Annotated in this window: 18 protein-coding genes; all 18 read left to right on the forward strand. The window is 38.2% G+C overall.

Translation table 11 applies throughout. The features are described 5' to 3' along the window. Positions 1–29: 29 nt before the first annotated feature. The 18 genes from D8S85_RS20630 (at position 30) to pfkA (ending at position 25051) form a co-directional block, all read left to right on the forward strand. Positions 30–1502 carry a RagB/SusD family nutrient uptake outer membrane protein gene (locus D8S85_RS20630; protein ID WP_172726552.1) on the forward strand — a complete coding sequence of 491 codons (1473 nt, stop codon included), beginning with the start codon at positions 30–32 and terminating at the stop codon, positions 1500–1502. A gap of 16 nt (positions 1503–1518) precedes the next feature. Continuing rightward, a complete protein-coding gene (locus D8S85_RS20635; RefSeq protein ID WP_106624169.1) occupies positions 1519–2244 on the forward strand; it encodes a DUF4843 domain-containing protein in 726 nt (241 codons plus the stop codon). A gap of 21 nt (positions 2245–2265) precedes the next feature. Next, the gene (locus D8S85_RS20640; RefSeq protein ID WP_106624170.1) at positions 2266–3891 is read left to right on the forward strand and encodes a PKD-like family lipoprotein; all 1626 of its coding nucleotides are present in this window, start codon (positions 2266–2268) and stop codon (positions 3889–3891) included. Between the two features lie 187 nt (positions 3892–4078). Beyond that, positions 4079–5014, forward strand: coding sequence for an ABC transporter ATP-binding protein (locus D8S85_RS20645; RefSeq protein WP_106624171.1), 936 nt, complete (start codon positions 4079–4081; stop codon positions 5012–5014). Position 5015: 1 nt separating this feature from the next. Continuing rightward, positions 5016–7328, forward strand: coding sequence for a Gldg family protein (locus D8S85_RS20650; RefSeq protein ID WP_106625203.1), 2313 nt, complete (start codon positions 5016–5018; stop codon positions 7326–7328). Between the two features lie 8 nt (positions 7329–7336). Next, positions 7337–8263, forward strand: a complete 927-nt coding sequence (locus tag D8S85_RS20655) for an ABC transporter ATP-binding protein (RefSeq protein WP_127075663.1) — start codon at positions 7337–7339, stop codon at positions 8261–8263. A 35-nt stretch (positions 8264–8298) separates the two neighbouring features. Then, the gene (locus D8S85_RS20660; protein WP_127075665.1) at positions 8299–10578 is read left to right on the forward strand and encodes a Gldg family protein; all 2280 of its coding nucleotides are present in this window, start codon (positions 8299–8301) and stop codon (positions 10576–10578) included. A 106-nt stretch (positions 10579–10684) separates the two neighbouring features. Continuing rightward, the gene (locus D8S85_RS20665; RefSeq protein ID WP_127075667.1) at positions 10685–11236 is read left to right on the forward strand and encodes an RNA polymerase sigma factor; all 552 of its coding nucleotides are present in this window, start codon (positions 10685–10687) and stop codon (positions 11234–11236) included. 53 nt (positions 11237–11289) lie between these two features. Continuing rightward, complete coding sequence (locus D8S85_RS20670; protein ID WP_106624174.1) at positions 11290–12453, forward strand: FecR family protein; 1164 nt, start codon at positions 11290–11292, stop codon at positions 12451–12453. Positions 12454–12538: 85 nt separating this feature from the next. Beyond that, positions 12539–15976 (forward strand): SusC/RagA family TonB-linked outer membrane protein, encoded by a 3438-nt coding sequence (locus D8S85_RS20675; RefSeq protein WP_127075669.1) that lies wholly within the window; start codon positions 12539–12541, stop codon positions 15974–15976. A 10-nt stretch (positions 15977–15986) separates the two neighbouring features. Further along, positions 15987–17495, forward strand: a complete 1509-nt coding sequence (locus D8S85_RS20680) for a RagB/SusD family nutrient uptake outer membrane protein (RefSeq protein ID WP_106624177.1) — start codon at positions 15987–15989, stop codon at positions 17493–17495. A 6-nt stretch (positions 17496–17501) separates the two neighbouring features. After that, the gene (locus tag D8S85_RS20685; protein ID WP_106624178.1) at positions 17502–18248 is read left to right on the forward strand and encodes a DUF4843 domain-containing protein; all 747 of its coding nucleotides are present in this window, start codon (positions 17502–17504) and stop codon (positions 18246–18248) included. 23 nt (positions 18249–18271) lie between these two features. Continuing rightward, positions 18272–19861 (forward strand): PKD-like family lipoprotein, encoded by a 1590-nt coding sequence (locus D8S85_RS20690; protein WP_106624179.1) that lies wholly within the window; start codon positions 18272–18274, stop codon positions 19859–19861. 24 nt (positions 19862–19885) lie between these two features. Then, positions 19886–20860, forward strand: coding sequence for a hypothetical protein (locus D8S85_RS20695; RefSeq protein ID WP_106624180.1), 975 nt, complete (start codon positions 19886–19888; stop codon positions 20858–20860). Positions 20861–21561: 701 nt separating this feature from the next. Further along, a complete protein-coding gene (locus tag D8S85_RS20700) occupies positions 21562–22392 on the forward strand; it encodes a hypothetical protein (protein WP_127075671.1) in 831 nt (276 codons plus the stop codon). Between the two features lie 87 nt (positions 22393–22479). Further along, entirely contained in the window at positions 22480–23181 is a 702-nt protein-coding gene (gene cmk, locus D8S85_RS20705) for a (d)CMP kinase (protein ID WP_106624181.1), read from the forward strand. Next, positions 23165–24016 carry a 4-hydroxy-3-methylbut-2-enyl diphosphate reductase gene (locus tag D8S85_RS20710; RefSeq protein WP_106624182.1) on the forward strand — a complete coding sequence of 284 codons (852 nt, stop codon included), beginning with the start codon at positions 23165–23167 and terminating at the stop codon, positions 24014–24016. Before cmk ends, D8S85_RS20710 begins: the two co-directional genes overlap by 17 nt. Before the next feature lie 54 nt (positions 24017–24070). Beyond that, complete coding sequence (gene pfkA, locus D8S85_RS20715) at positions 24071–25051, forward strand: 6-phosphofructokinase (protein WP_106624183.1); 981 nt, start codon at positions 24071–24073, stop codon at positions 25049–25051. Positions 25052–25063 lie beyond the last annotated feature (12 nt).

Genomic DNA, 25063 nt, shown 5'->3' on the forward strand with positions numbered 1-25063 from the left:
TTTAGTTTAAAATGAAAAAGAAAGATATTATGAAAATAAAGAGGTACTTTTTCTTTTCTTTGTTGGTGTTGTTTGCATCATGTTCCGATTGGCTTGATGTTACGCCGAAAGATATAGTTGATGAAGAAGATTTATTAAAGTCTCATTTGGGATATCGAAATGCTCTTAACGGAATCTATAAGCAAATGGGAGAGACAGGAATGTATGGAAAGGAACTGACGTGGGGATTTGTTGATGTATTGGCAAATCCGTATTATTTAGGTTCCAATTATATAGGTCGATATCATACATATTATAAGGTTGCTAATTATAAATATACAGATTCTGAGGTAAAAAGCTATATTGAAAAGGTTTGGACTTTAGCTTATAATTCGATAGCTAATTGTAATAATATTATTGGGACTATTGAGAATGTTGATTCTACGATGTTTCCCATGGGAAATGTGGAGAAAAATTTAATTATGGGAGAGGCTTACGGTCTCCGGGCTCTTTTACACTTTGATATGTTGCGTTTGTTTGCGCCGGCACCGATAATGGATGATAATAATTTGTATATACCTTATTTTGATAAATTCCCTTCTTACGGGGAGAATAATTTGACTGTAACGGAAGTCTTGAATAAGGTGGTGACCGATTTGATAAAGGCTCGAGATTTAGTTGCTTCCTATGACACACTTTCAGACGAAAATATTCTTCGATTGACTGTAAATGGTGGAAATTTTGATGTAAAGGAAGGATCAACAAATTATCAGCCTGATGATGTCTTTTATGCATACCGAGGGTATCGAATGAATTATCCTGCAATAATTTCATTGCTAGCAAGAGTTTATAATTATGCGGGGAAACATGATGAAGCTTTTGAATGTGTTAACGAGATAATGAATTTGAAAGACCCGTATGATAAAGTATTATATAGTTTTCCTACGAGAGAAAATGTTTTAACAGACCGTAAGATGAAACGGGATTTAATCTTTGCGTTATCCTTTCCCAAATTATACGAGAATTATCTTCCATATGCAACAGATCATGGATATTCTTCGGGGGATGCCCGTTTTGTTTTAAAAGATTGGAGTTCGGCATTTGACGATCCTGCTGATTATCGAAAGGACGTGTTATCTACACCTTTAACTTCGACATCATCCTATTATATGCCTGCTCGCAATATTCAAATTTCTTCAGAAACAAATGACATATGTCCAATTATTCGATATAGTGAATTGTATTATATTTTGGCAGAATATTATGCGTCGAAAGAAAATTGGAGTGAAGCGGTAAATCAGTTGGATAATGTTCGGGAGGGAAGAAATTGTACGAAAGGTCGTTTGACGAACGTGAATAATTATGAATCTTTTAGAACAGAGTTACTAAAAGAGGTGAGAAGAGAATACATTACAGAGGGACAGTTGTTTTTTTATCATAAAAAGTTGAATGTGAAATGTTCCAACGTGATGACAATAGAAGATTTTGTTCTTCCTTTGCCTGATAGTGAGAATATTAACTGATAAATTTGAAATAAAAATGAAAAAATATACATGTTTGTTTTTGTTATTAATAGGCCTTGTATTGCCTCTATGTATACAAAGTTGTAGTACTAGTGAAACAGATGTTTTCGGAAAGGAACGTTTGTTGTATTTTGAGCGTCAAGTAAAACGTCCGACCGATTTGTCATATGAATGGGTGCGAGTTGATACTGCAGTTATTTCTGTTACTCATTATCCGGGAGAAGAGAAAATCGAACATCCCTTCCGAGTTGTGCTTATTGGTGACACTTTACAAGAAGATGCAGAGTATCGGGTTATAATTGTGGATACCTTGACCAATGCAAGAGAAGGGATGGTTACTTATCCTGAGAAATTGTATTTTAGAAAAGGGATGGTTATGGATTCTTTGTGGATGACTATTCATACGGGTGAAGTTGAAAAGGATAAAGAATTTTATATCACATTGCGTTTAATAGCAAATGAAAATTTCGGTATTGGGTATCGGGGGTATTCTGATGTGAGGCTAAGGTTTAATAATAAAGCAAGTCAACCGGAATGGTGGGATAATCGTGTGGAAGAAGTTTATTTAGGAGCTTGGTCAGAAAAGAAGTTTGAGACATTTGTATTGGCAACCGGACTTACTAGTTTTGAAGGAATGGCTGCTGGAGAGATGAGATTTTATTCGCTGAAAGTGAAAGAATATGTTGGAGCAAATAATGTGACAGAGGATGATGGAACTCCGATGATTATTCCGATTTATTAATTGATAAAATACATTACAAATATGAAACGAATCAATTATTTCTTCTTCATATTGATAGTTAGCATATGTGTTAGCTGTTATGAAGATAAAGGAAATTATGACTATATTGATATTGAGAATATCGAGATTGAGAAATTTGTATCTGTTTATAAAACATTGGGGGATACCGTAAAAATTGAACCTAAATTTAATATTGATCTTCCAGAAAATGCTTCTTATCTTTCTTATGAATGGAGTATTGATGGGAAAAAACGTCCGGAAGATCCCAATTGGAATAGTAGAAATTTCTTTTGGATTGCTGATGAAATTATATCTACGTTTAATCTTATTCTTAAAGTGACAGATGAACGTTATGGAATTAGTTATATGCAACAAGGATATATTTCTATTTCCGGAGAGTTTGATGCCTCTTTTTCATGGATGATCCTTTCTGAGCAGGAGGGGAAGACCATGTTATCTTTCTTTAAAACAGTTGATACGGAATGGAGTGCGGATTGGTCTTCAATGACTATTACAGAGTGGAAAGAATATAAAGATCTGTATCCTTCAAGAAATGGAGGAATCGAGTTAGGACAGGGGCCAATATCAATGCGGGAACATTATTGTGCGGATTATGATGTTAGGGCTGGGAATATTTGGATATTTTCCGAGAGTGGTGCTGTTGATTTGGAGGGAGTTGGATTAACGAAAGATATTGATTTAAATCAAACCTTTATGGGAGGAGTTCCCGCTGGAGTTACAATTCAAGGAGGAGTATTCATGATTCAAACAGATGTCGTGTATGACCAGTATGGACATTTATATTCTCGTGTAAAATCAGATAACCAGTTATTTAATTCTGATTATTTTTTGCCAGAGCCAATGAAGTATGAAGGGAAAATATTAGAGCAATGTGAACCCGTGCTGGGGCGTTATTTGATGTATACAGCTCGTTATACACCGATTATTGACAAAAAAAATAGTCGTTTATTGGCAATAATTGACGGCAAAATAAATTGGGATGATGATCCGTTGAAAGGAGCTGCTAATATTATAGAAGTCCCTGGAGCTGCAGTATTAGGGGCCGGAGAAGTTCTACCTGCTAATTATATTCCATTAAATGATTTTAGTGGTTATGAAATCGTGTCAATGCAGTATCGAAAATTGACCCCAGTAAATTCGTCTACAACTTATCCTGCGTTTAATATTTTGTTTAAAAACGAGAATGGTGATTTGTATTTGGAAGAGTTTGCTCTTGAACGTGAATCAGGAGCAGATGGATACTATATGGAAGTGTCTAACGTAAAAGTTTTTGAACTGAATGGTCTAGGTGGAATTCCTTCTTCTATGGTGATACCTCCTTATACAACTTCTAATTATGCATTTTTTGCTGTAGGTAATGTTCTATATATGCTAGATAAAGATACTCGGATATTATCAAAGTATTTGGAATTTAATGCTCGAATTACAGCTATGGATGCTGAAAATATGCAACAAAACCAGTATGTTGCAGTTGGGTTGGAGAATGGAGAATTTCATGTTGTCAATATTGTAAATGCAAAGAATCGTCCGGAAACGGATAGAATTATGTGTTCTTCTAAAGAGCGTTTTGGAAAAATTCTTCAAATCAATTGGAAGATAGGAAACGGATACAGTAGTTGGAATTAATAGAAATGCCGTGACTTGAATTATTCACGAAGGTCTTGTTTGTAAAAGTTTGGGTTGATAAGAGAATCCTTTCATGAACGGATAAAGGTTGGGGTGGGATTTTGACTTATGAACAAGATCTTTGTGTATCTATTCTTGGGGTGTTTTTTGATTTGGTGCGTGCTTCTTGATTAAAAAAATGAATTTTATGGGAAATAGTATTGTAAAGGTATGTAATTTATCTCATCGTTATAGTGTCCAGTGGGCAATTAGAAACATTAACTTCGAAATAACGGAAAATGGTGTTGTAGGGTTGCTCGGATCTAATGGTGCGGGTAAATCGACAACAATGAATATCATTTGTGGTGTTTTGAATCAGACAGAAGGGGATGTATTCATAAATGGAATTAATTTGAGGGAAAATCCGGTTGAAGCTAAAAAGTATATCGGTTTTTTACCACAACAACCTCCGTTGTACATGGATTTGACGGTTGAAGAATATTTGAGACATTCTGCTTTTTTACGGTTGATGCCAGCAGAAGAAGTTGATGTTGCTGTGAATCAAGCTTTGGAACGATGTTCGATCGTGCATTTCCGGGAGCGTCTAATTAAAAATTTGTCAGGAGGATACCAACAGCGTGTGGGGATAGCTCAAGCTATTGTGCATAATCCGAAATTTGTAGTATTGGATGAGCCTACGAATGGTTTGGATCCGAATCAGATTGTAGATATTCGGAATTTAATTCGGGAAATAGCTGTTGATCATGCTGTTCTATTATCAACACATATATTGTCAGAAGTTCAGGCAATATGTGATGAGATTAAAATGATCGAGAATGGCAAACTGGTTTTTTCCGGTAGTATGGAAGAGTTTGATAATTATGTGGCACCGGAAAGTTTTGTGATAGAATTGGGTAATGCTCCGAATAAATCTGTATTATTATCATTGTGTGAAAATGAAGGAGTGGAATTATTGGGTGAGGGGCGTTTTAGGATTTATTTCAAAGAAGATCCCGGAATTACGGAAAAATATATAGAGGCAAGCGTGTTTAATGCTTGGGATTTGAAAGACTTAATTGTAGAGCGTTGTTCTTTGGATGAAATTTTTGCACAATTGTCAGGAAAAACAAAAAATAGAAAATAAAATGAAATTGAATAGTAATATAAAAACAGCCATTCGTGTAGCTAAGATAGAATTGAATTCGATGTTTTATTCTCCCGTAGCTTGGCTTGTACTTGTAATATTTGGTTTCCAAATAGGAATGTCTTTCGCTCAAATATATGGAGAACAATTGCGTTACCAAGATATGGGATATGACTTATGGTCTGTTACTTCTGGGGTGTATACCGGGATGCGAGGAATACTTCCTCCAATACAGCGTTATATTTATCTTTATATCCCTCTCATCACAATGGGATTGATGAGTCGGGAATATCAAAGTGGTTCTATAAAGTTGTTATACTCGTCTCCGGTAAAGAATACTTCTATTATTATAGGAAAGTTTTTGTCTATGATGGTGTATGGAGGAGCATTGATTGCCGTACTTGGCGTGTTCGTTATTTTTTCTGCCATAACAATTGTAAATTTTGATTATCCATTAGTGTTGTCCGGTATGTTGGGATTGTATTTATTGATATTAGCCTATTCGGCGATAGGTTTATTTATGTCGTCAATCACTAAATATCAGGTTGTTGCGGCTATTGGAACCTTAGCTGTTTTAGCTGTATTGAATTTTATCGGGGATGTGGGACAGGATTATGATCTAGTTCGACATATTACATATTGGTTATCTATTACAGGGCGAGCATATCCTTTTATTGATGGTTTAATAGCTAGTGATAATATTTTTTATTTTCTAATTGTTATTGGTTTTTTCTTGGCATTATCTATTTTGAAATTGAATACAGAAAAAACAATAACGCCCTTGAAAATAAAAGTGCTAAAATATTGTGTAATTGTATTTGTGGTGTTGATTCTTGGATATGTTTCTTCCACGCCATATACAAAATACTATTATGATGCTACTTATACAAAATCCAATACATTGGCAAAGGAAAGCCAAGATGTTATTAAAAATTTGGACGGAGATTTAACAATAACAACTTACGTGAACTTGTTGGACGAGGATTTATACAATGGTTTACCCCGTAATCGAAATAATGATTTCAAACGGTTTGAAAAATATTATCGATTTAAGCCGGATATTGAAATGAAGTATGTTTATTATTACGATAAGTCTAATAATTCCAGTTTGGAATGGCGTTTCCCGAACAAGACTTTCGAGGAGAGGGTGGAATTGTTGTGTCAAGCTAACAACTTGAAGAGAGATATGTTTATGAGTCCCGAGGAAATAAAGAACATCATTGATTTAACTCCGGAGCACAATAAATTTATACGGATTGTTGAGCGGGAAAATGGACAAAGGGCTTATCTAAGAATGTTTAATGATAACACGAAACATCCAGAAGAAGCAGAGATTACTGCGACATTGAAGCGTTTTATTTCACCTTCTCCAACGGTTGCTTTTTCGACAGGATATGGGTCTCGAGAAATAGATAACTATGGGGGAAGAGGTTTTTATCTTTTTGCGAAGGATAAATGGTTTCGTCAATCACTTTTGAATAATGGTTTTGATACTAAAACGATAAATTTGGATACAGATCCAATAGATGAGTCGATAAACGTATTGGTTATTTCCGATTTGCGAGAACCATTATCAACTGTTGCATTGAAAAAAGTGCAAGACTATATTGCTAAAGGAGGTAATTTGTTTATTCTCGGGGAATATAGTAGGAGGGAGAATATGAATAAATTGACAGCATCTTTAGGTGTGACGTTTTCGGATGGAGTGTTGGTAAATAGAAATGAATACACTTCTCCGACGGTTGTCGTTGGTTATTTTACGAAGGATGCGGCTCAAAAATTCCCAATGTATGAAAGATTGCATAAATATGGCTATGTGGTTGCTTTACCAACATCTGTTGCGTTAGATTATTCAAATGTACGGGGTTTTGAGGTGACTCCAGTGTTAGTTTCAGATACAACTGCTTGGTTGGAAAGGGAAACGACCGATTTTGTTGATGGAGAGTTTGTGTGTAATCCAGAGGCGGGGGAGAGAATGGATAAATATACGCTCCTTCTTACAATGAATCGAAAAGTAGGGAATAAAGAGCAAAGAATTGTTATTTCCGGGGATTCGGATTTTATTGCTAATGAGGCTCTAACTTCTCAATTTGCGGGAATCAGTGCATCAAATTATAGTATTATCAATGGCTCTTTCCGTTGGTTATCTTACGAGCAGTTCCCGATAGATACAAGAAAAGCAGATACGATTGATTCTCGAATAAGGCTTCCTAAAGGTTGTCGTTCGATTGTTAATTGGTTTTGCATGGGAATATTTCCATTGTGTATTATGGGATTGGGAATTGTTACAATATTCCGTAGACAAAGAAAATAATAATGATTATGGGAAATAAGATTGTAGAAGTAAAACACCTTTCACACCGCTATAGTGTTGATTGGGCAATTAAAGATATTAATTTTGAGATAGATTCAAAGGGAGTATTTGGTTTACTTGGTTCTAATGGTGCAGGTAAATCGACAACAATGAATATTATATGTAATGTGTTAACTCAAACAGAGGGAGAAGTTTTTATTAATGGAGTTGACCTTCGTCATGATCCGATCAAAGCGAAGAAGTTTATAGGATTTTTACCGCAAAAAGCTCCTTTGCACATGGATATGACGGTTGATGAATATCTTTATCACTGTGCAGATATTCGTTTGGTTCCTAAATCTGAAATTCCGGTAGCCGTGGAACGAGCAAAAGCTAAGTGTGGAATTTCTCATTTTAGTAAACGAGTAATTAGCAATCTTTCTGGGGGATATCAACAACGGGTGGGTATTGCTCAGTCGATTATTCATAATCCTTTATTTGTTATCCTAGATGAACCCACTAATGGATTGGATCCTAATCAAATTCTTGAGATACGTCATTTGATTCATGAAATCGCAGAAGAACGAGCTGTATTAATATCAACTCATATATTGCCAGAGGTGCAGGCTGTATGTGATTGTATCATGATGATTGAACATGGAAAAATGGTGTTTAAGGGGTCAATAGAGGAATTTAATAACTACATGGAGCCAAGTGTGTTATTGGTGATTATGCATAATGCACCCATGGATGATGCTAAATTTATGAGTATAGAAGGAATAGAACGGGTTGAAAGATTAACAAAAACTCGTTTCCGACTCCATTTTAAAGGAGATAATGGTATTGTCAAGCGTGTTGTGGATCAAGCAGTTAATAATAGTTGGCATCTTCGGGAAATATCTTTAGAGAAAGAGTCCTTAGATAAAGTATTTGCCAAATTGTCAGGGAAACTTTAAATAGATTAGTATTGATGAGAACAATAATGAGAATAATGAAGACAGAACTAAGAGTTTTGTTCTTCTCTCCAATAGCTTGGATGGTGTTGGTCGTGTTTGCTTTTCAGTTAGGGGTCGGGTATTGTGACCGTCTAAGTGATGGGCTACGCAGTTTGGCAATGGGGTATAGTTTATACAATGCAACAGCATCTTTAATAGGTGGGTATCGTGGCGTTTTTTCTGAGATGTTGAATAATCTTTATTTGTATATTCCGCTTTTAACTATGGGATTGATGAGTAGAGAATTAAGTAGCGGATCTATAAAATTATTATATTCTTCCCCTGTTTCAAATTTACAGATTATTGTAGGTAAATATTTATCTGTGGTTGTTTATGGGGTGATTCTTGTGGCTGTTTTATTAATACCTTTGATATTTTCAGTCATTATCGTTAAAAGTGCGGATATTCAATTTATGTTTACCGCTTTGCTTGGAGTGTTTATTACAATATGTACTTATGCAGCAATTGGTTTGTTTATGTCAACCATCACGAAATATCAGGTTGTTGCTGCTATTGGTACTTTGGCAATTTTAGCTATATTGAACTTTATAGGAAATGTCGGTCAGGATATAGATTTCGTACGAGATTTAACGTATTGGTTGTCTATTTCAGGACGTTCAAAGATCTTTTTGGAAGGTATGATTTGTAGTAGAGATATTATTTATTTTCTACTTGTGATTTTTATGTTTCTTGCTTTTGCCTTTATCAAATTGCAGGGGGAACGTTTAAAAAGTTCGACATTAAAGACCGTAGGAAGCTATTTGATCGTTTTTGTCTTTGTTTTAGTTGGCGGCTATATTTCTTCTCGTCCCGTGATGATTGTTTACTATGATGCAACAGCAACAAAATTGAATACTTTGACGAAAAATAGTCAGGAAATTGTGAAGAAAATTGATGGCGGGTTGACTTTAACAACTTATGTTAATTTGTTGGATGATACATGGTATCATGCCTCTCCCAGTTCAAAGAATTATGATATGGATCGTTTCGAACGTTATGTTCGATTTAAACCGGACATGAAGATCGAATATGTTTATTATTATGGTCCAGGGACGAGTTCTCACTATGATAAGGTTTACAAGGGGTTGGGGCCTAAAGAACGAATGTTGAAAGTATGTGAGGGATATGATTATAATCCGGATATGTTTATTTCTGCAGAAGAAGTGCAAAAAGTAGAAGATATTTCTGCGGAGAACGGTCGTATTGTTCGAGTATTTAAAAGAGAGAATGGTCAGAAAGCCTATTTGCGTATTTATAATGATATGTATGTGCATCCTTTCGAGAGTGAGATTACGGCTGCATTGAAAACCTTAGTAGATAAATCTCCTTTGATTGCTTTTGTAACCGGACATGGAGAACGTGCTTGTGATGATTTTGGGGATCGGGGATATGCAGCTTTTGCTAAAAATCCGACTTTTAGAAATGCTTTAATTAATCAAGGTTTTCGAGTTCAAGATTTAACTTTAGAACAACCAGTACCTGATAATGTGGATGTGTTGGTTATTTCTGATATGAAGGTTCCATTTACTCCTGAAGAGTTTGTTAATTACAGCTCTTTTGTGGATAAGGGAGGAAATTTAATTATATTGGGCGAGGTAAAACGTCAGAAAAATATGAATCCTATTGTAGAAAAACTTGGGTTACATTTTGCTGATGGTATTTTGGTGGCACCAAGTAAACAGTATTTGGATGATGTGATTGCAGCGAGAATTACAGAAGGTGCTTTAAAAGCTTCTCCTTATTTTGCGCAATTGATACAACGAGGATATACAGTAATAACTCCTTCTGCTTGTGCTATTGAAATAATTGATTCGACAAAAGGATTTGAAATATCGGAGGTTTTAGCCACCAATTCTCAGGGTTCATGGATTGAGTATGAAACGACAGATTTTATTAATGAAAAATCGACGATAAATGATAAAATTGGAGAGGTTGAAAGATCTAATTCAGTCATGTTATATTTAACACGTTTTATAAAAGATAAGCCGCAACAACGAATTTTTGTGATAGGAGATTCTGATTGTTTGTCTACAAAAGAGTTGTCAACAAGTAGGGCGGGTTTGAATGGGGCGAATTTTAATCTGGTTACTGAAATGTTTCGTAGTTTGTCTTATGATGAATATCCTATTGAGACAGAACGAGTGCGCCCGCCAGACAATAATTTATATATTTCTCAAGGTGCATTGGTTTGGATAAAAATTCTATTTGTTTGGTTAATTCCATTAGGAATCATGGGGTATAGTATTGTATTTTTAATTAGGAGAAAGAGAAGATAAGAATATTATTGAAAAATGAAATATGAAGAGTCGCCCGTGAATTTCGGGCGACTCTTGTCTGTATAAAATAAAATCATACCTTTGCGTTAATTATGTGAATAGTGCTATGAATGCAGACAACAGATTACTAACCAAGCAAATTTCTCGTGGAGACGAGAATGCTTTTAAAGTCTTGTATGAAGAGTTTTTTCATGCACTATTGGCTGTCGCTTGTAAATACGTGGAGATGGAAACTGCGGAGGATATTGTGCAGGATACGTTTTTTAAATTATGGAATACTCCTCAAAAATTTGTACAAATAACCGATTTACGTTTTTATTTGTATCGTTCCGTTCAGAATCAGTGTTTGAACTATATCCGAGATAAGAAAGTAGAAGAAAATTATCGGAACGAAACGGAACTGGTTTCAGAGGATTTTTTTTATAACGTGTTGTTGGAGGAAGAGTTGTTCATTCGTTTGCGAGGGGCTATTAATGAACTTCCAGAGAAATACAAGGAGGTAATAAGTTTGAATTTAGAGGGGTTGAGTGATAAGGAAATCGCTCTTCATTTGGGAATATCTATTGATGCTGTTAAGCAACAGAAAAAGAGGGGAAAAGAACGGTTACGGGAGAAGTTGAATCATCCGTTGTTAGTTTTATTGATTAATTTCTTGTAAAATTTTGTCACTTTTTGAATCGTTACGTGTCTTGTAAGAAAATAAGATAAATTATGACGGAACGATATCTTCATATAAATCGTATAGCCGATTTAATTGCGGCCGAAATTACAGGGAGAATTGATGAGGAGGGGCGGGAAGAATTGGAGCGTTGGAAAGGTGAATCCTCAGAAAATATGCAGTTATATGAACTTTACCGATCACAAGATTTTTGGACATCTAAGCTTGAATTCGTTCGTGAACATAGTGTGGGGGAGGCTTTTGATGAATTCACGAAGAGAGTGAATCAAGTAAAAAGCAGACGGAGACGCTTAATTTTTTATCGTTATGCTGCGGTGGTTATTGGGGTGTTTATATTAAGTGGGGTACTTTACTTGAATTTGCGGAAGCCGGAGCAGGCTCCGGTAACAGTGACACAGAGAATACAGCCTGGTTCTTTTAAAGCCATATTGACTCGATCCGATGGACAAAAAATCGATATCTCCGATACAACTTATTTGGCTTTTGTGGAAGAGCGTATGGAACCGGATTCCTCCTCCGGTAAAGGAGGTCAATCTCAAAACATGGCAGTTCGTTATCACACGATCTCGATACCTAGAGGCGGGGAGTACGATTTGACATTAAGTGATGGTAGCCGTTTGTGGATGAATTCAGAATCGGAAATTCGTATCCCTGTACAATTTTCTAAAGAACAGCGTGATGTGTACATGAAAGGGGAGATCTATTTTGATATAGCCCCGGATGCTCAACATCCTTTCGTGGTACATACTCATCAAGGAAATATCCGGGTAGTGGGAACCTCGTTTAACGTGAGAGATTATCAAGATGAGGTGTTTTTAGAAACAACGTTGGTAAATGGAAAAGTTGCCTTCCAGACAGAAGATAAAGATACTTACTTGAAGCCCGGGGAACAATTGCGTTTGAACAAAGAGAATGGCGAGACGATTGTTGAAGAAGTGAATGTGCGTCTCTATTGCTCTTGGAAAGACGGACGTTTTGTTTTTGAGAAGCAACGCTTAGAAGAGATTATGAACACGATTGCTCGATGGTACGATATCAATGTTTTCTATGAAAATCAGTCGGTTAAAGATATCTTGTTCACGGGGAACATCAAACGTTACAGTGATTTGGATCAGGTGATTGAAATGTTGAGATTAATTAATAAAATAGAAATAGAAATCAATGAAAAAAGTGTTTTTGTAAGAAGTAATCCATAAAAAACAGGTGGTACTGGTAATACCACCTGTTATAATCCTTGAAAAAGAATTCAAGGAAAATTTAATTTATCTAATTTACAAATGTATGAAAAAAAAGTTCAAATGCAAGGACTGGCCTTCCAGTCTTGGTAATTTTCGTTCTATGAAATTTTTTGTGTTATTTATGCTACTTGCGGTGTTTCATGTAAATGCCAAAGTGAAGTCGCAGGAAACAGCCTTAAGTATCAAGAAAACGAATGCTGCATTGATCGATATATTGAAATCGATCGAAGTTCAAAGTGAATATACTTGTTTGTATAGTCACAGTGATGTGGCGAAAGTGGTAAACTTGACGGTTGATTTGGAAAAAGCCTCGGTACAAGAGGTGTTAGAGACTTGTTTGAAAGGTACGAAACTTGGCTTCAAGATTGTTGACCAAACGATTATCATTCGTAATCTAACAGAGTTTGAACAACAAAAGAATGAGGTAAAGAAGAGAAGTATCACGGGAAAAGTCACGGATGCCCAAAAAGCACCTCTTCCTGGAGTAACAATTTTAGTGAAGGGGACAACTATTGGGGTTGTGACTGATGTTAATGGAAACTATAAAATCACATTACCAGATCAAAAAGATATAACGTTAGTGTTTTCCTTTGTCGGGATGATTTCTAAGGAAGTAAAAGTGACTAACCAGACAGAAATCAACGTGGTGTTGGAAGAAGATGTTGAAAACTTGGAAGAAGTTGTCGTGAATGGTATTTTTACCCGGAAAGCCAGCAGTTTCACCGGTTCTATTGTTTCCGTGACGAAAGAGAAATTGTTACAAGTAAGTAACCAGAATGTTTTTCAGAGTTTAAAGAATCTGGACCCGAGTTTGATGATTTTCGATAATATGGCTTACGGATCAGATCCCAATAAGACACCGCAGATGCAATTACGCGGGACTTCATCTTTTAATATAAGTGAAAGTAGCGTTGATTTGAAAGGGACGTACGGGACAGACCCAAATGCTCCTTTGTTTATTTTGGATGGTTTTGAGGCAACTGTGGAAAAAATTATGGACTTGGACATGAACCGGGTCGAGAGCCTGACTATTCTGAAAGATGCATCCGCTAAGGCTATTTATGGATCAAAAGCGGCAAATGGCGTTATTGTCATTGAAACCAAAAAAACGACAGATGGGGAATTACGGGTATCGTATGCCGGAAGTGTGGATTTGTCAATTCCAGATTTGTCTTCTTATCATCTCACGAATGCAGCCCAGAAGTTGGAAGTGGAAAAAGATGCCGGATTGTATGATGGCGATAAATATGATCCCACGGGATTGCCTAAAAAGTATAATCGTATATTGTCAGCCGTGTTAGCCGGGGTAGATACCGATTGGTTAGCTAAACCATTACGTACGGGTGTCGGAACCAAGCACACGTTGTCAGTAGAATTGGGAAGTAATGATTTGCGCGTGATTGCTGATTTGTCTTATAATAATGTACAAGGGGTGATGAAAGGATCGGAGCGAGTGAATACGGCCGGTTCTCTTATGGTGTCCTACCGGCATAAAAAGTTTAATTTTAGGAATATATTGACCGTGACATCTAATGTGAGTAATGATTCTCCTTACGGTGAATTCAGCGAGTATGCACGTCTGAATCCATATTGGTCTCCTTACGATGAGAATGGTTTATTGTCGCAGAATATCGCTCTTCAATTTATAGAGGATAAAGATAAGGATACAACCACTGATTTTGTGGCTAACCCTTTGTATAATGCATCCTTGAACACTCTTTTAAGACAAGAATATATTGATGTTACGAATAACGCTTATATCGAATGGTTGATTAGACCGGGATTGAAGGCTACCGGACGTTTCGGGATTTCAGAGAAACGGACCAAAGCTGATGAGTTTTATCCGGCAAATCATTTAAAATTCCGTTCTTACTCGGATGAGGATTATTTCCGTAAAGGTTCATACCAGATCAACGAGGGAGACAATAAAACTATGACGGGAGACTTGAATGTGAATTGGTCTCAAGAATGGGGAAAACATTTTGTGTTTACCAATATCGGATACACCCTCTCTGAGAACACGTTTGAGGAAGATATCTATAATGCAGAGGGATTCCCTAACGATAAAATGAACAATATTATTTTCGCTAAACAATATACCAAAGACATGAAACCCACAGGAGTGGAGTCAACGACTCGCGATATGGGGTTCTTGGGAGTGGCCAACTATGCTTACGATAATCGTATTCTTGTGGATGGCTCTTACCGGATGAGTGCGTCCAGTCAATTCGGTAGTAACAATCGATGGGGATCGTTTTGGAGTATTGGTATGGGGTGGAATATTCATAATGAAAATTGGATGAAGGACAAATGGAAGCATTTGAACTTGTTGAAATTGAGAGGTTCTGTCGGTTATACCGGGTCACAAAGTTCCGAGGCTTATGCATCAATCGCGTCCTATCTGTATTTTATGGAGCAAACTTATGATCAATTTATGGGTGCTTATTTGAAAGGCATGAAGAATGACGATTTGAAGTGGCAGGAGAAGCTTGATTACAATATTGGTATAGATGTGGATATTGCTCATAACTTTACCTTGAAGTTTGATTACTATATTTCGAAGACGACCAATACATTGTTGGACTTTACTCTTCCTGCTTCTACAGGTTTTACTTCTGTAAAAGAAAATATCGGTGACGTGAAAAATACGGGATTCGATGCTTACTTGACTTACACGCCATGGCGGAACACGAAAGATCGTTCATTCTTCACGTTGACAGCGGCCGTGTCTCATAATAAAAATAAAATTACGGGTATATCCGATGCCATGAAGCAATATAATAAAAAGCAGGATGAAATTGCGAGCGATCGTTACGAGAATCGTCCGGTACAGAAATATTACGAAGGGGTATCCATGACGGCAATCTGGGCCGTGAAATCATTAGGAATTGATCCGGCCACGGGTTACGAGATTTTCTTGAATAAAGACGGAAAACGTACGAGTTCCTGGAGTGCAGCGGATATGGTTATCTGCGGGGATGAATTGCCGGATTTCTCCGGTAATTTCGGGTTCAACTGGACATGGAAAGGGTTGAGCTTGAATTGTGTGTTCCGTTATCAGTTCGGTGGGCAGATGTATAACCAGACATTGGTTGATTTAGTGGAGAATGCTGATTTGAATTACAACGTGGATAAACGAGTTTATGACGGGCGTTGGAGAAATCCGGGAGATGTCAAGCCGTACAAAGCGTTGAATTATGCTTATGTACAGAAGCCCGGAACGAACGAATATGAACAGAAACAGATTAAAACACAAGCAACATCACGTTTCGTGCAAGATCGGAATGAATTGACGCTTTCCTCCGTGAATCTTGGATATGATATGATGAATCATGCTTTTATAACCAAGATGGGGTTAAAAGTATTGCGTTTTTCTTTCTACATGAACGACGTGTACACGTGGTCTTCCATTCGCTTGGAAAGGGGAACCTCCTATCCGTTTGCCCGGAGTTTTAATTTTTCGTTATCAGCAACTTTTTAAATAGAATAACATGAAAGCGATTGTAAAAATAACTCTTGTTTTACTCTCCTCTCTCACGATTTCTTGCCAGAGGTGGCTGGATGTGGAGCCGAAAACGGAGGTAAAATCAGATATAATGTTCGAGTCGGAAAGCGGTTTTAAAGATGCAATTATTGGGTGCTATATCCTGATGAGCAAGTCTTCCATGTATGGACGGGAACTCACAACGGGTTTTCTGGACGTGATCGCCCAGCAATATAGTATTGACCAAAATGGGGGAGATTATTACCGAATTAAAAATTTCGAGTATGACCGGGCAGAGTCGATTATTAGTAATATCTGGGGGCAGGCTTATACAACGATAGCCAACGTGAACAATATTCTCGAAAATATTGAGAACAAGGAAAATATCCTGCATCCTACCCACTATAGTATCATCAAGGGAGAAGCTTTGGGGTTGCGAGCCTTTCTTCATTTCGAATTGTTACGGATGTTCGGATGGGGTGATTTGGAAAATCATCCGGAGAACTTGAAGCGAGCGTGTATTCCCTACGTGACCTCGTATAACAAGGAGATCACGAAGCAGAATACCGGAGAAGAGGTGTTGTCGGCTATTCATAAGGATTTGGAGGAAGCATCTGTGTTGTTGGAAAAGTACGACCCATGGTCTACCGCGAAGAAAAATGAAGCTTACGTTTTGCCGAATGATGATAAATTTTACACGAATCGGATGACTCGTTTTAATTACTGGGCCGTGCAAGCCACGATGGCTCGTGTTTATATGTGGGAAGGTAAGCGGGATAAAGCTTTGTCGATTGTGGAAAATTTTATAAACAATCGTTCCCAGATCGAGAATTTAGATTGGATCAAAGATCAGACGATTAATAACGAGGCCGAGATAGAGCGTGACCTGACTTTTTCAACCGAACATCTTTTCCGTTTGGATATACACAAGTTGTACGAAGGGTTGAGAGATTTGATCGATCCGGATTATAATAGTCCGAATCCCAATAACAGGTTATTGTTCCACACGTCGGAGTATGCCCAGAAATTGTTTGAGATTGATGATCATGTCGGAAATTCGGATTATCGCTACACGCGTTTGTACACGAGAGCCACTTCGAAATATTCGATACGGAAGTTCTATGATATGGAAAACTACAAGTATTCGGATCGGATGCCGTTGATCCGGATGTCTGAAATGTATTACATGGGGGCCGAGTGTTTGAATCGACAGGGGAAAACCAAAGATGCGGTAGCGTTGTTGAACGTGGTGCGTCGTAACCGGGGAATAGCGGAAGATAAGATGTTACCGAGCGGGATTACTTCCCAAAAACTTACTGAGGAGATAGAGAAAGAGTGGAAAAAAGAATTTCTGGGAGAAGGGCAGATGTTTTATTTCTATAAGCGTTTAGGTTACACGAAATTTCCCAATTCTTCGCTTCCAATCACGGAGAAGGTCTACGTGTTACCGATTCCGGAGGATGAGATTAACGTGGGAGGAAGAGAGCCTAACAGTACTACGGACGAGAATAAATAGAAAGATATGAAGATGATTAATAAATTAAACGGATTACTGGTATTGATGTTTGTGGGAATAATAAGTTATTCCTGTGATCAGGAAAAAACCATGCTTTTCGATACGGATGGTAGTGTTTATTTCACGACTTCCGATTATTCTTACTCTTTTTTGGATTACCCGGGAAAAGAAACGGATACAATAAAGTGCCCCATTCAGATTTTTGGAAAACCATCTGACACGGAACGCTACGTGGAAGCTGAGCTTGTAACAGATGATACAAGTAAGGTCAACACGGCTCCGGAAGGATTATATCGTATTTTGGGAGGAGTTGTTCCCGCTGATGCTCAATTGGGGTATGTGTCCGTGGAATTAAAACATACGGATGAATTGAAAGATACCGTGTATGTTTTTCATATACGGATCGTGCCGAACGATGATTTTAAAGATGTTTCGTATAACAATAGAATCGTGGCGATACAATTTACAGCGAAGGAGATCCAACCGGCTAACTGGAACTCTTATTTGAGGTGGTTCTGGGGAGATTATTCTACTCGTTGGTGGCAATTTATTAAAGAGGCGACGGAAAGGACCTCTATTCCTTACTGGCCAGGAAATGCGGATACCGAAACCTGGTGGATGTCTGACGGAGAATTCGAAGCTTTACAGGTACTCGTGAAACGGGCTCTGAAAAAGTATAACGAGACGCATGATACTCCCTTGACTCATGATGACGGGCCAAGTAAGGGAAAAGAGGTGCAAATATTATACTAATGTATTGAAACATATTGAGTATTATGAAAATAAAGTTTATTATATTATTGTTTACGATGGTTGGTTATTTTACGTCTTGTTATGATGATAAATCCAACACTTCGATAAAAACCATTAATCCTTTGGTGATAGATATGGGAGGGGCACCGACTTCAATGTCGGCCTTCTTGCTGGATACCTTGGAAATTAAGCCGGTTGTATATAAAATCGGGTCTGATGATGCGGATTTAAGTTATAAGTGGGAAATTTCGGGAAACGATATTTTGCCTTTTGTTATGGATTCCACGATGACCTTGAAAGCCGTCGTGTCCGTGGCTCCGAATTCCAATCCATATAAAATTATACTTACTGTCACGGATAATCGAACTCGTTTACAGAATTACGAACAATTCTATCTTTCCGTGTATAGCAATCTAGGGAAGGGATTGGTCGTGGCTGACACGCGGGATGGAATTAACACAGATTTGAATCTTATTATGTCACAAAACTTCACGGAAAGTTTCACGCAAAAATTTGACGAAAAAGATAACATTATTTTGAAAAACGTCTATTCCACCACCAATGGAGGAAATGCTATTTCTGGTTTGGTTACCTATATGATGACTTCCGTGCATGATTCATATAAACGTACGTTGACCGTGATAACCGATCATTCGGTACGTCGTATGGATCCTTATGATTACGTGTTGGAAAAGACAAATAATGATATATTTTACATCCCGATTCCCGAAGATCGTTTTAAGCCAATGTGTTTGATGTATGATAATAGTGCGCTTTATGAAGTGATGATTGTTGATCACGATGTTTATGCTCGTCGGATTCGTTATGGAAACGAGAATTATTCGGCTAATCTAGAATCTTCTGATAATTCCGAATATCATGCTACCATGGGATGTAGTATCATGGAAGGATATAACTACACGTCGCTTTATGTGTATGACGAGTTGAACGGTCGTTTCTTGAAATGTCCGTACACGTATGATGAATTACAAGTCGTTACGCAACAAACCGGGGGACCTTTTGATTTAAATAACGTGGGTAGGATGAATGCTTTGTTTATGGCAGAAGGAAACGCGAATGCTATTTTCACGGTATTTGAGACAAAGGATGCCCAAAAACGTTATCTGTATACTTTTACCGGAGGATCTCTTTTTGATCCGACATGTAAGGCATTGGGCATGTATGATTTAACTTCATTTCCGGATATGATGGATGCAGTCGATTTTGAATGTTCTCCTTTGGAAGAAGTGCTTTATTACGCTACGGATAAAAAAGTGTATGCTTTACTTTTGCCGGGAAGTGATCCCCAGGCTTTCGAAAGGTATTCGGTAGAAGATCCCAACGAAAAAATAACCTCGATTACCCTTTGGCGGAAAGGATGGCAGGGAAAATTGAAATTCAAGGATTCATCAAGCGACGAGGGATATTACACCGATTGGGCGATGAACCGGATGATGGTAATTGCCATTTACAACGAGAGTACGAAAGAAGGTAAGCTTGTTTGTGTCCCGATCACGAATATTGGTAGCGGTATATTGGAGAAAGACAAGGATTATCACCAAGAGTATAAAGGCTTCGGACGGATTCTTTGCATTACTCCTCAGACAGTCTAAATATTAATTTTAGTTGACATAAAAATGAAAAAATGGATATTATATATGTTGTTAGGTGCTGGGTTATTTGCATGTAGCGACTCTGACGATGATTTGGATGTGAAAGACTCGCCTAAAAACAAGTTTCGGGTGAAAGAGATCACCGGGAGAAATGCTCATTGGGGCGAGTATGTGATGAACATGGTTTATTATGAAGAGACCCTTGATTCTGTTGTGGTACGTGATCATGCGAATGATAAATTGGCCGTAATGACATCCTCTGGGACTGATAACGGATTGAAATATAGTTTGAATGACTACATCCCGAATATCGATGCCGATTCGATTCAAAAGTTGTACGATAAATACGGTAGCTTGGCAAAGGATAGTATTCCCTTGATTGCACGGGAATTGTTTTCTTTGAGTAACGAGTACAAAAACGAGATACTGGTAGCACAAACTTTTGTGTACAACAAAGCACGGGAAGACGTGGGGTCGGGAAAGAATTTTAATAATAAATATTTGAAAAACAAACGGGTACGCTACTTGTACGAGTATGATGATAGAGCGAATTTGATTATTTGCCGGGTTTTGGAAGACATGTACAAAAAAGAGATAAAGGACAATGAAGAATTCGATCGGTTGATTTATAAGGCTGCATTCGACCTGAACGGGAATATGGTAACGTCCATGAATCTTTATCTGTCTGATGACACCTACGGGAGTGGAGAGGACTACAGGTTGCATGATACTTATTCGTTCTCTTATTCCAGTGGGTTGTTGACGAAAGTTTCCTGCAAGACATTGAATTTGGAGTATCAGTATTCCGGAGAGAATGTAATCTCTGTTCGTTACACGGATGGGGAAAGAACCTACGAATACAACAGTGACGGTTTTTTAAAACGAATAGATTTTGGAAACGGGGAATACATGGAAATCAAGTATGAGGCTGGACATGGAGATTTTCATTTGTTTACACCTCTGATTGAAAATAGTTTTAATCTTCCAAGCATTTTGTAAAAGAAAGAATGATTTAGAAAGTTTGTTTTAAAATGATGATCACCCTTATCCTCCTCTTTATAGAGGAAGGTAAGGGTAAATCTTTTTAAAGATATTGGATGATACTGGACTTGTATTAAAACAATAGATTTACAAATCATAATCACTAGTGGATCACTTTCGAATATAAAGTTTTTAGTATGTTTATAAAATCCTATTAGAACGCTATTCCGTATAGCGTTTTAATAGGGTTTTAATAGCGTTCTAATAGCGTTTTACACGGTAGTGATCCGGATGTGATCATGTATTTATTTTCATTTCGTGTATTAAATCGGACTTAATAGCCACGTATCTCCCCACGACAACCTCTTCTGATGTTATAGATAAATTTGAACAAAACATTCATTTCTGTATCAGAGTGGAGCATTTAAAAATTAAGATTGTTAAAATTTAAGACCTTCACATGTAAAAAAGGGAATTGGAGTGAAACATGTCATATGTTTAGTCCGTATATAACACCGTAAATATTAAACATTTCACGGAGTAGAGAGAAAAAGAATGAAAAGGTTATAGATTTTTATTTAAAGGGGAGATTTGATTCGTTTTTGTAAGTGAAATAATTAATTCATGTTAAATATTAAGTTAAAATCGATTTTCAAGTCACCCTTTTTGCCCCTAAAGGTGTTATATGGGTGTAAGTTCAAATTTAAGTATCAAGTATTATGTTGAAAATTGTATTAATCGTAGGTGTTTTATTATTCAATCTTGTTGGAGTGCAAGCTCACGAGAAGGAGATGGGTACATTGGATAATTTGGTGAAGAAGTTCGAGGCGAATCCTGCGGACCCCCAAACGACAATTCAACTTTTGAGAGAGTTGAAAAACCAAGGGAAGCCGAATCGTGATGTTGTGAACAGGTATTTTCAGACTCAGAAAGAGGCGGACTATTTGAAAGATTATAACTGGTCGATTATCCGGGATTACGTGGATGATGTGAATGCTCCCCAAATTAAATATTTGTTTAAGAATCAGTCCAAGTTCATGCAGAATTTCTCGAAGGATGATGTATTCCAGAAATTGGATAACGTGTTTGTCGGTCATTTGGAACAGTACTATAACAGTAACAAGATCGAGTATAACAAGTATTTGGATTTCTTGAAGAGTTCCGGTTACGAGCATTATGACGTGGTGGCTGATTATTTTTATATCAAGCAATTGCGAGCAGAGCGTAAGTCTGAAGATTATTTCTATAAAGCTAGAAAATTATTCCGTTATTTCCCCGAGAACAGGAAAATGATCAAGGAGATCACCGATGGGGCGTTGGAGATCATGAATGATGTTTCGCGTTTGAAGGTGATTCAGTTGTGGGCAGGTAAGACTGTCGAGTCAAAGAAAGATTTTGATGCCCTTTACAATTATGCTTTGATTTCTAACAAATGTGGTTTCGAGGATGTTGCTAAAAGATATGCTAAAATAGCTACTTCTTTGGCAGAAGAGTCTTCTAACCAGACGATGATGGAGAGAGCCAAGAAATTGTTACAGTTGGTAAATTAAGATTTGTAACAAAAATATAGCAGGGAGTGGTCGCGAAGATTACTCCCTTTTTTTGTATCTTCGCAATCTGAATAGATAAGATTGAAAATGGAAAAGAAAGGTTTGATTGTTGCCGTTGACGGCCATTCTTCTACGGGAAAAAGCACGGTATCTAAAATACTGGCAGCTCGTTTGGGTTACACGTATATCGACACGGGTGCCATGTACCGGATCGTGACGTTGAAAGCGATGCGTGAGGGGCTGATTAAAGACGGGAACGTGGATGATGAGAAATTGAAAGAAGTGCTTCCGACCATTATTTTCGGTTTTAAATATAACGAGGGGAAGAAGTGTTATGAATCTTACATGAATGGCGAGTATGTAGAGACGGCCATTCGCGGGTTGGAGGTTTCTGATAACGTGAGTTTGATTGCCGCGTTGCCTTACGTGCGGGAGTTGCTTGTTGAGAAGCAGCGGGAAATGGCAAAAGAGGGGGGCGTGATCATGGATGGAAGGGATATAGGGAGTGTCGTGTTCCCTCATGCAGAGGTGAAGTTCTTTATGACGGCGAGTCCTGAAGTACGGGCCCAACGGCGCTACAAGGAGTTGATCGAGAAGGGGGAAAAAGTGACTTACGAAGAGGTGGAAGCGAATGTCCGGAAACGGGATTATATCGACGAGCACCGGGAAACAAGCCCTTTGGTGAAGACGCCGGATGCCGTGTTGATTGATAATGGCGATATGACCGTGGAGGAAGAAGTGGAAGAGATGTTAAAGATCATTCGTTCAAGGTATGAAAGTAGAAATTGACGAGAATTCCGGTTTCTGTTTTGGGGTTGTGAACGCGATTGCCAAGGCGGAGGAAGAGTTGCAACATGGAAGATTATATTGCATAGGAGATATTGTGCATAATAGTTTGGAGGTGGAGCGATTGAAACAACTGGGATTGAGTACGATAGATCATGATGAATTTGCCCGTTTGAAGGCATGCCGGGTGTTGTTCAGGGCTCATGGTGAACCGCCGAGTTCTTATGAATTGGCAAAGAAGAACGGGATTGAGGTGATTGATGCCTCGTGTCCTGTGGTATTGAATTTGCAGAAGAAAATACGAGAGGCGTACGAGGGGGTGAGAGCGAACGGGGGGCAGATCGTGATTTATGGAAAAAGAGGACATGCCGAGGTGAACGGGTTGGTAGCACAGACGAATGATGAGGCACTGATTATCGAGCAAGAGGAAGATTTGAAATATATCGATTTTTCTCGGCCGGTGATATTGTTTTCTCAAACGACTAAAAGTTTGGACGGTTTCAAGCGTGTGGTGGAGTTGGTGAAGGAGAATGCCAGAAGTTCTGTGGTGGTAAACGATACGATTTGTCGTAAGGTGGCCAATAGAATCCCGCAGTTGAAGGATTTTGCAGCACGACACGATGTGATCTTGTTTGTTAGTGGGGAAAAGAGTTCCAACGGTAAGCAGCTTTTCGAAGTTTGTCGAGAAGTGAATCCCCGGACTTATTTCGTGCAGGGGGTGAAAGACCTGCGTGACGAGATGTTTGACGAGGCCGGGAGTGTTGGGATTAGCGGGGCAACTTCAACACCGAGGTGGGTGATGGAAGAGATAAAAGAGGGGTTGGAAGCTGAAAGCTAAAAGTTAAAGACTAAAAACTAAAAGCTAAAAGATTTTCAATTAAACATTGTTTTTATGGGAAAGATTAAAAAAATAGGAGTTTTAACTTCAGGAGGTGATGCTCCGGGTATGAATGCCGCGATTCGGGCAGTTGTGAGAGCCGCTATTTTTAATGGCTGTGAGGCTTATGGTATTTACGATGGATACGAGGGGTTAATAGCAGGAAATATTGTGCGTATGCATTCCCATGACGTAAGTAATATTATTCAACGCGGAGGTACTATCTTGAAGACGGCCCGCAGCGAGGAATTCCGTACACCGGAGGGGCGTACGAAAGCTTACGAGAAGATGCAAGAATTGGGAATTGATGCCTTGGTGGTGATCGGTGGGGATGGAACTTTTTCCGGGGCCCGGTTGTTTTGCCAAGAGCATAACGTGCATGTTGTAGGGATTCCCGGTACGATAGATAATGATCTTTACGGGACGGATTACACGATCGGGTATGATACGGCAGTAAATACGGTGGTAGAGGCCGTGGATAAGATACGGGATACGGCAAGTGCTCATAATCGTTTGTTCTTTATCGAGGTTATGGGACGGGATGCCGGATTTATCGCTTTACGTTCGGCTGTAGCCACGGGGGCCGAAGCTGTTCTGGTTCCGGAGATCGAGACGGATCTGAATGATTTGGATCGTTACTTGGAGCATGATTACAAACCTCATAAGTCGAGTGGTATCGTGATCGTGGCAGAAGGTGATAAATCGGGTGGGGCGTACACGATTGCCGACCGGATTGCCAAAAAGCATCCCGAATATGACGTGCGGGTAACGGTTTTAGGTCATATCCAGAGAGGGGGATCTCCTTCCGCTTTTGACCGTGTGACGGCTAGCACGTTGGGTGTGGCGGCGGTGGATGCTTTGTTGGATGATCAAACCAGTATCATGGTTGGGATTATGAATAAGGATATTGTTCATGTTCCTTTCAACAAGGCTATCAAGAATTCAAAACCGTTGAATCATAATTTGTTGGATATTACGGAAGTTTTGGCTATTTAAAATCTAAAATTA

This window comes from Butyricimonas faecalis, from assembly GCF_003991565.1.
Lineage (GTDB): Bacteria > Bacteroidota > Bacteroidia > Bacteroidales > Marinifilaceae > Butyricimonas > Butyricimonas faecalis.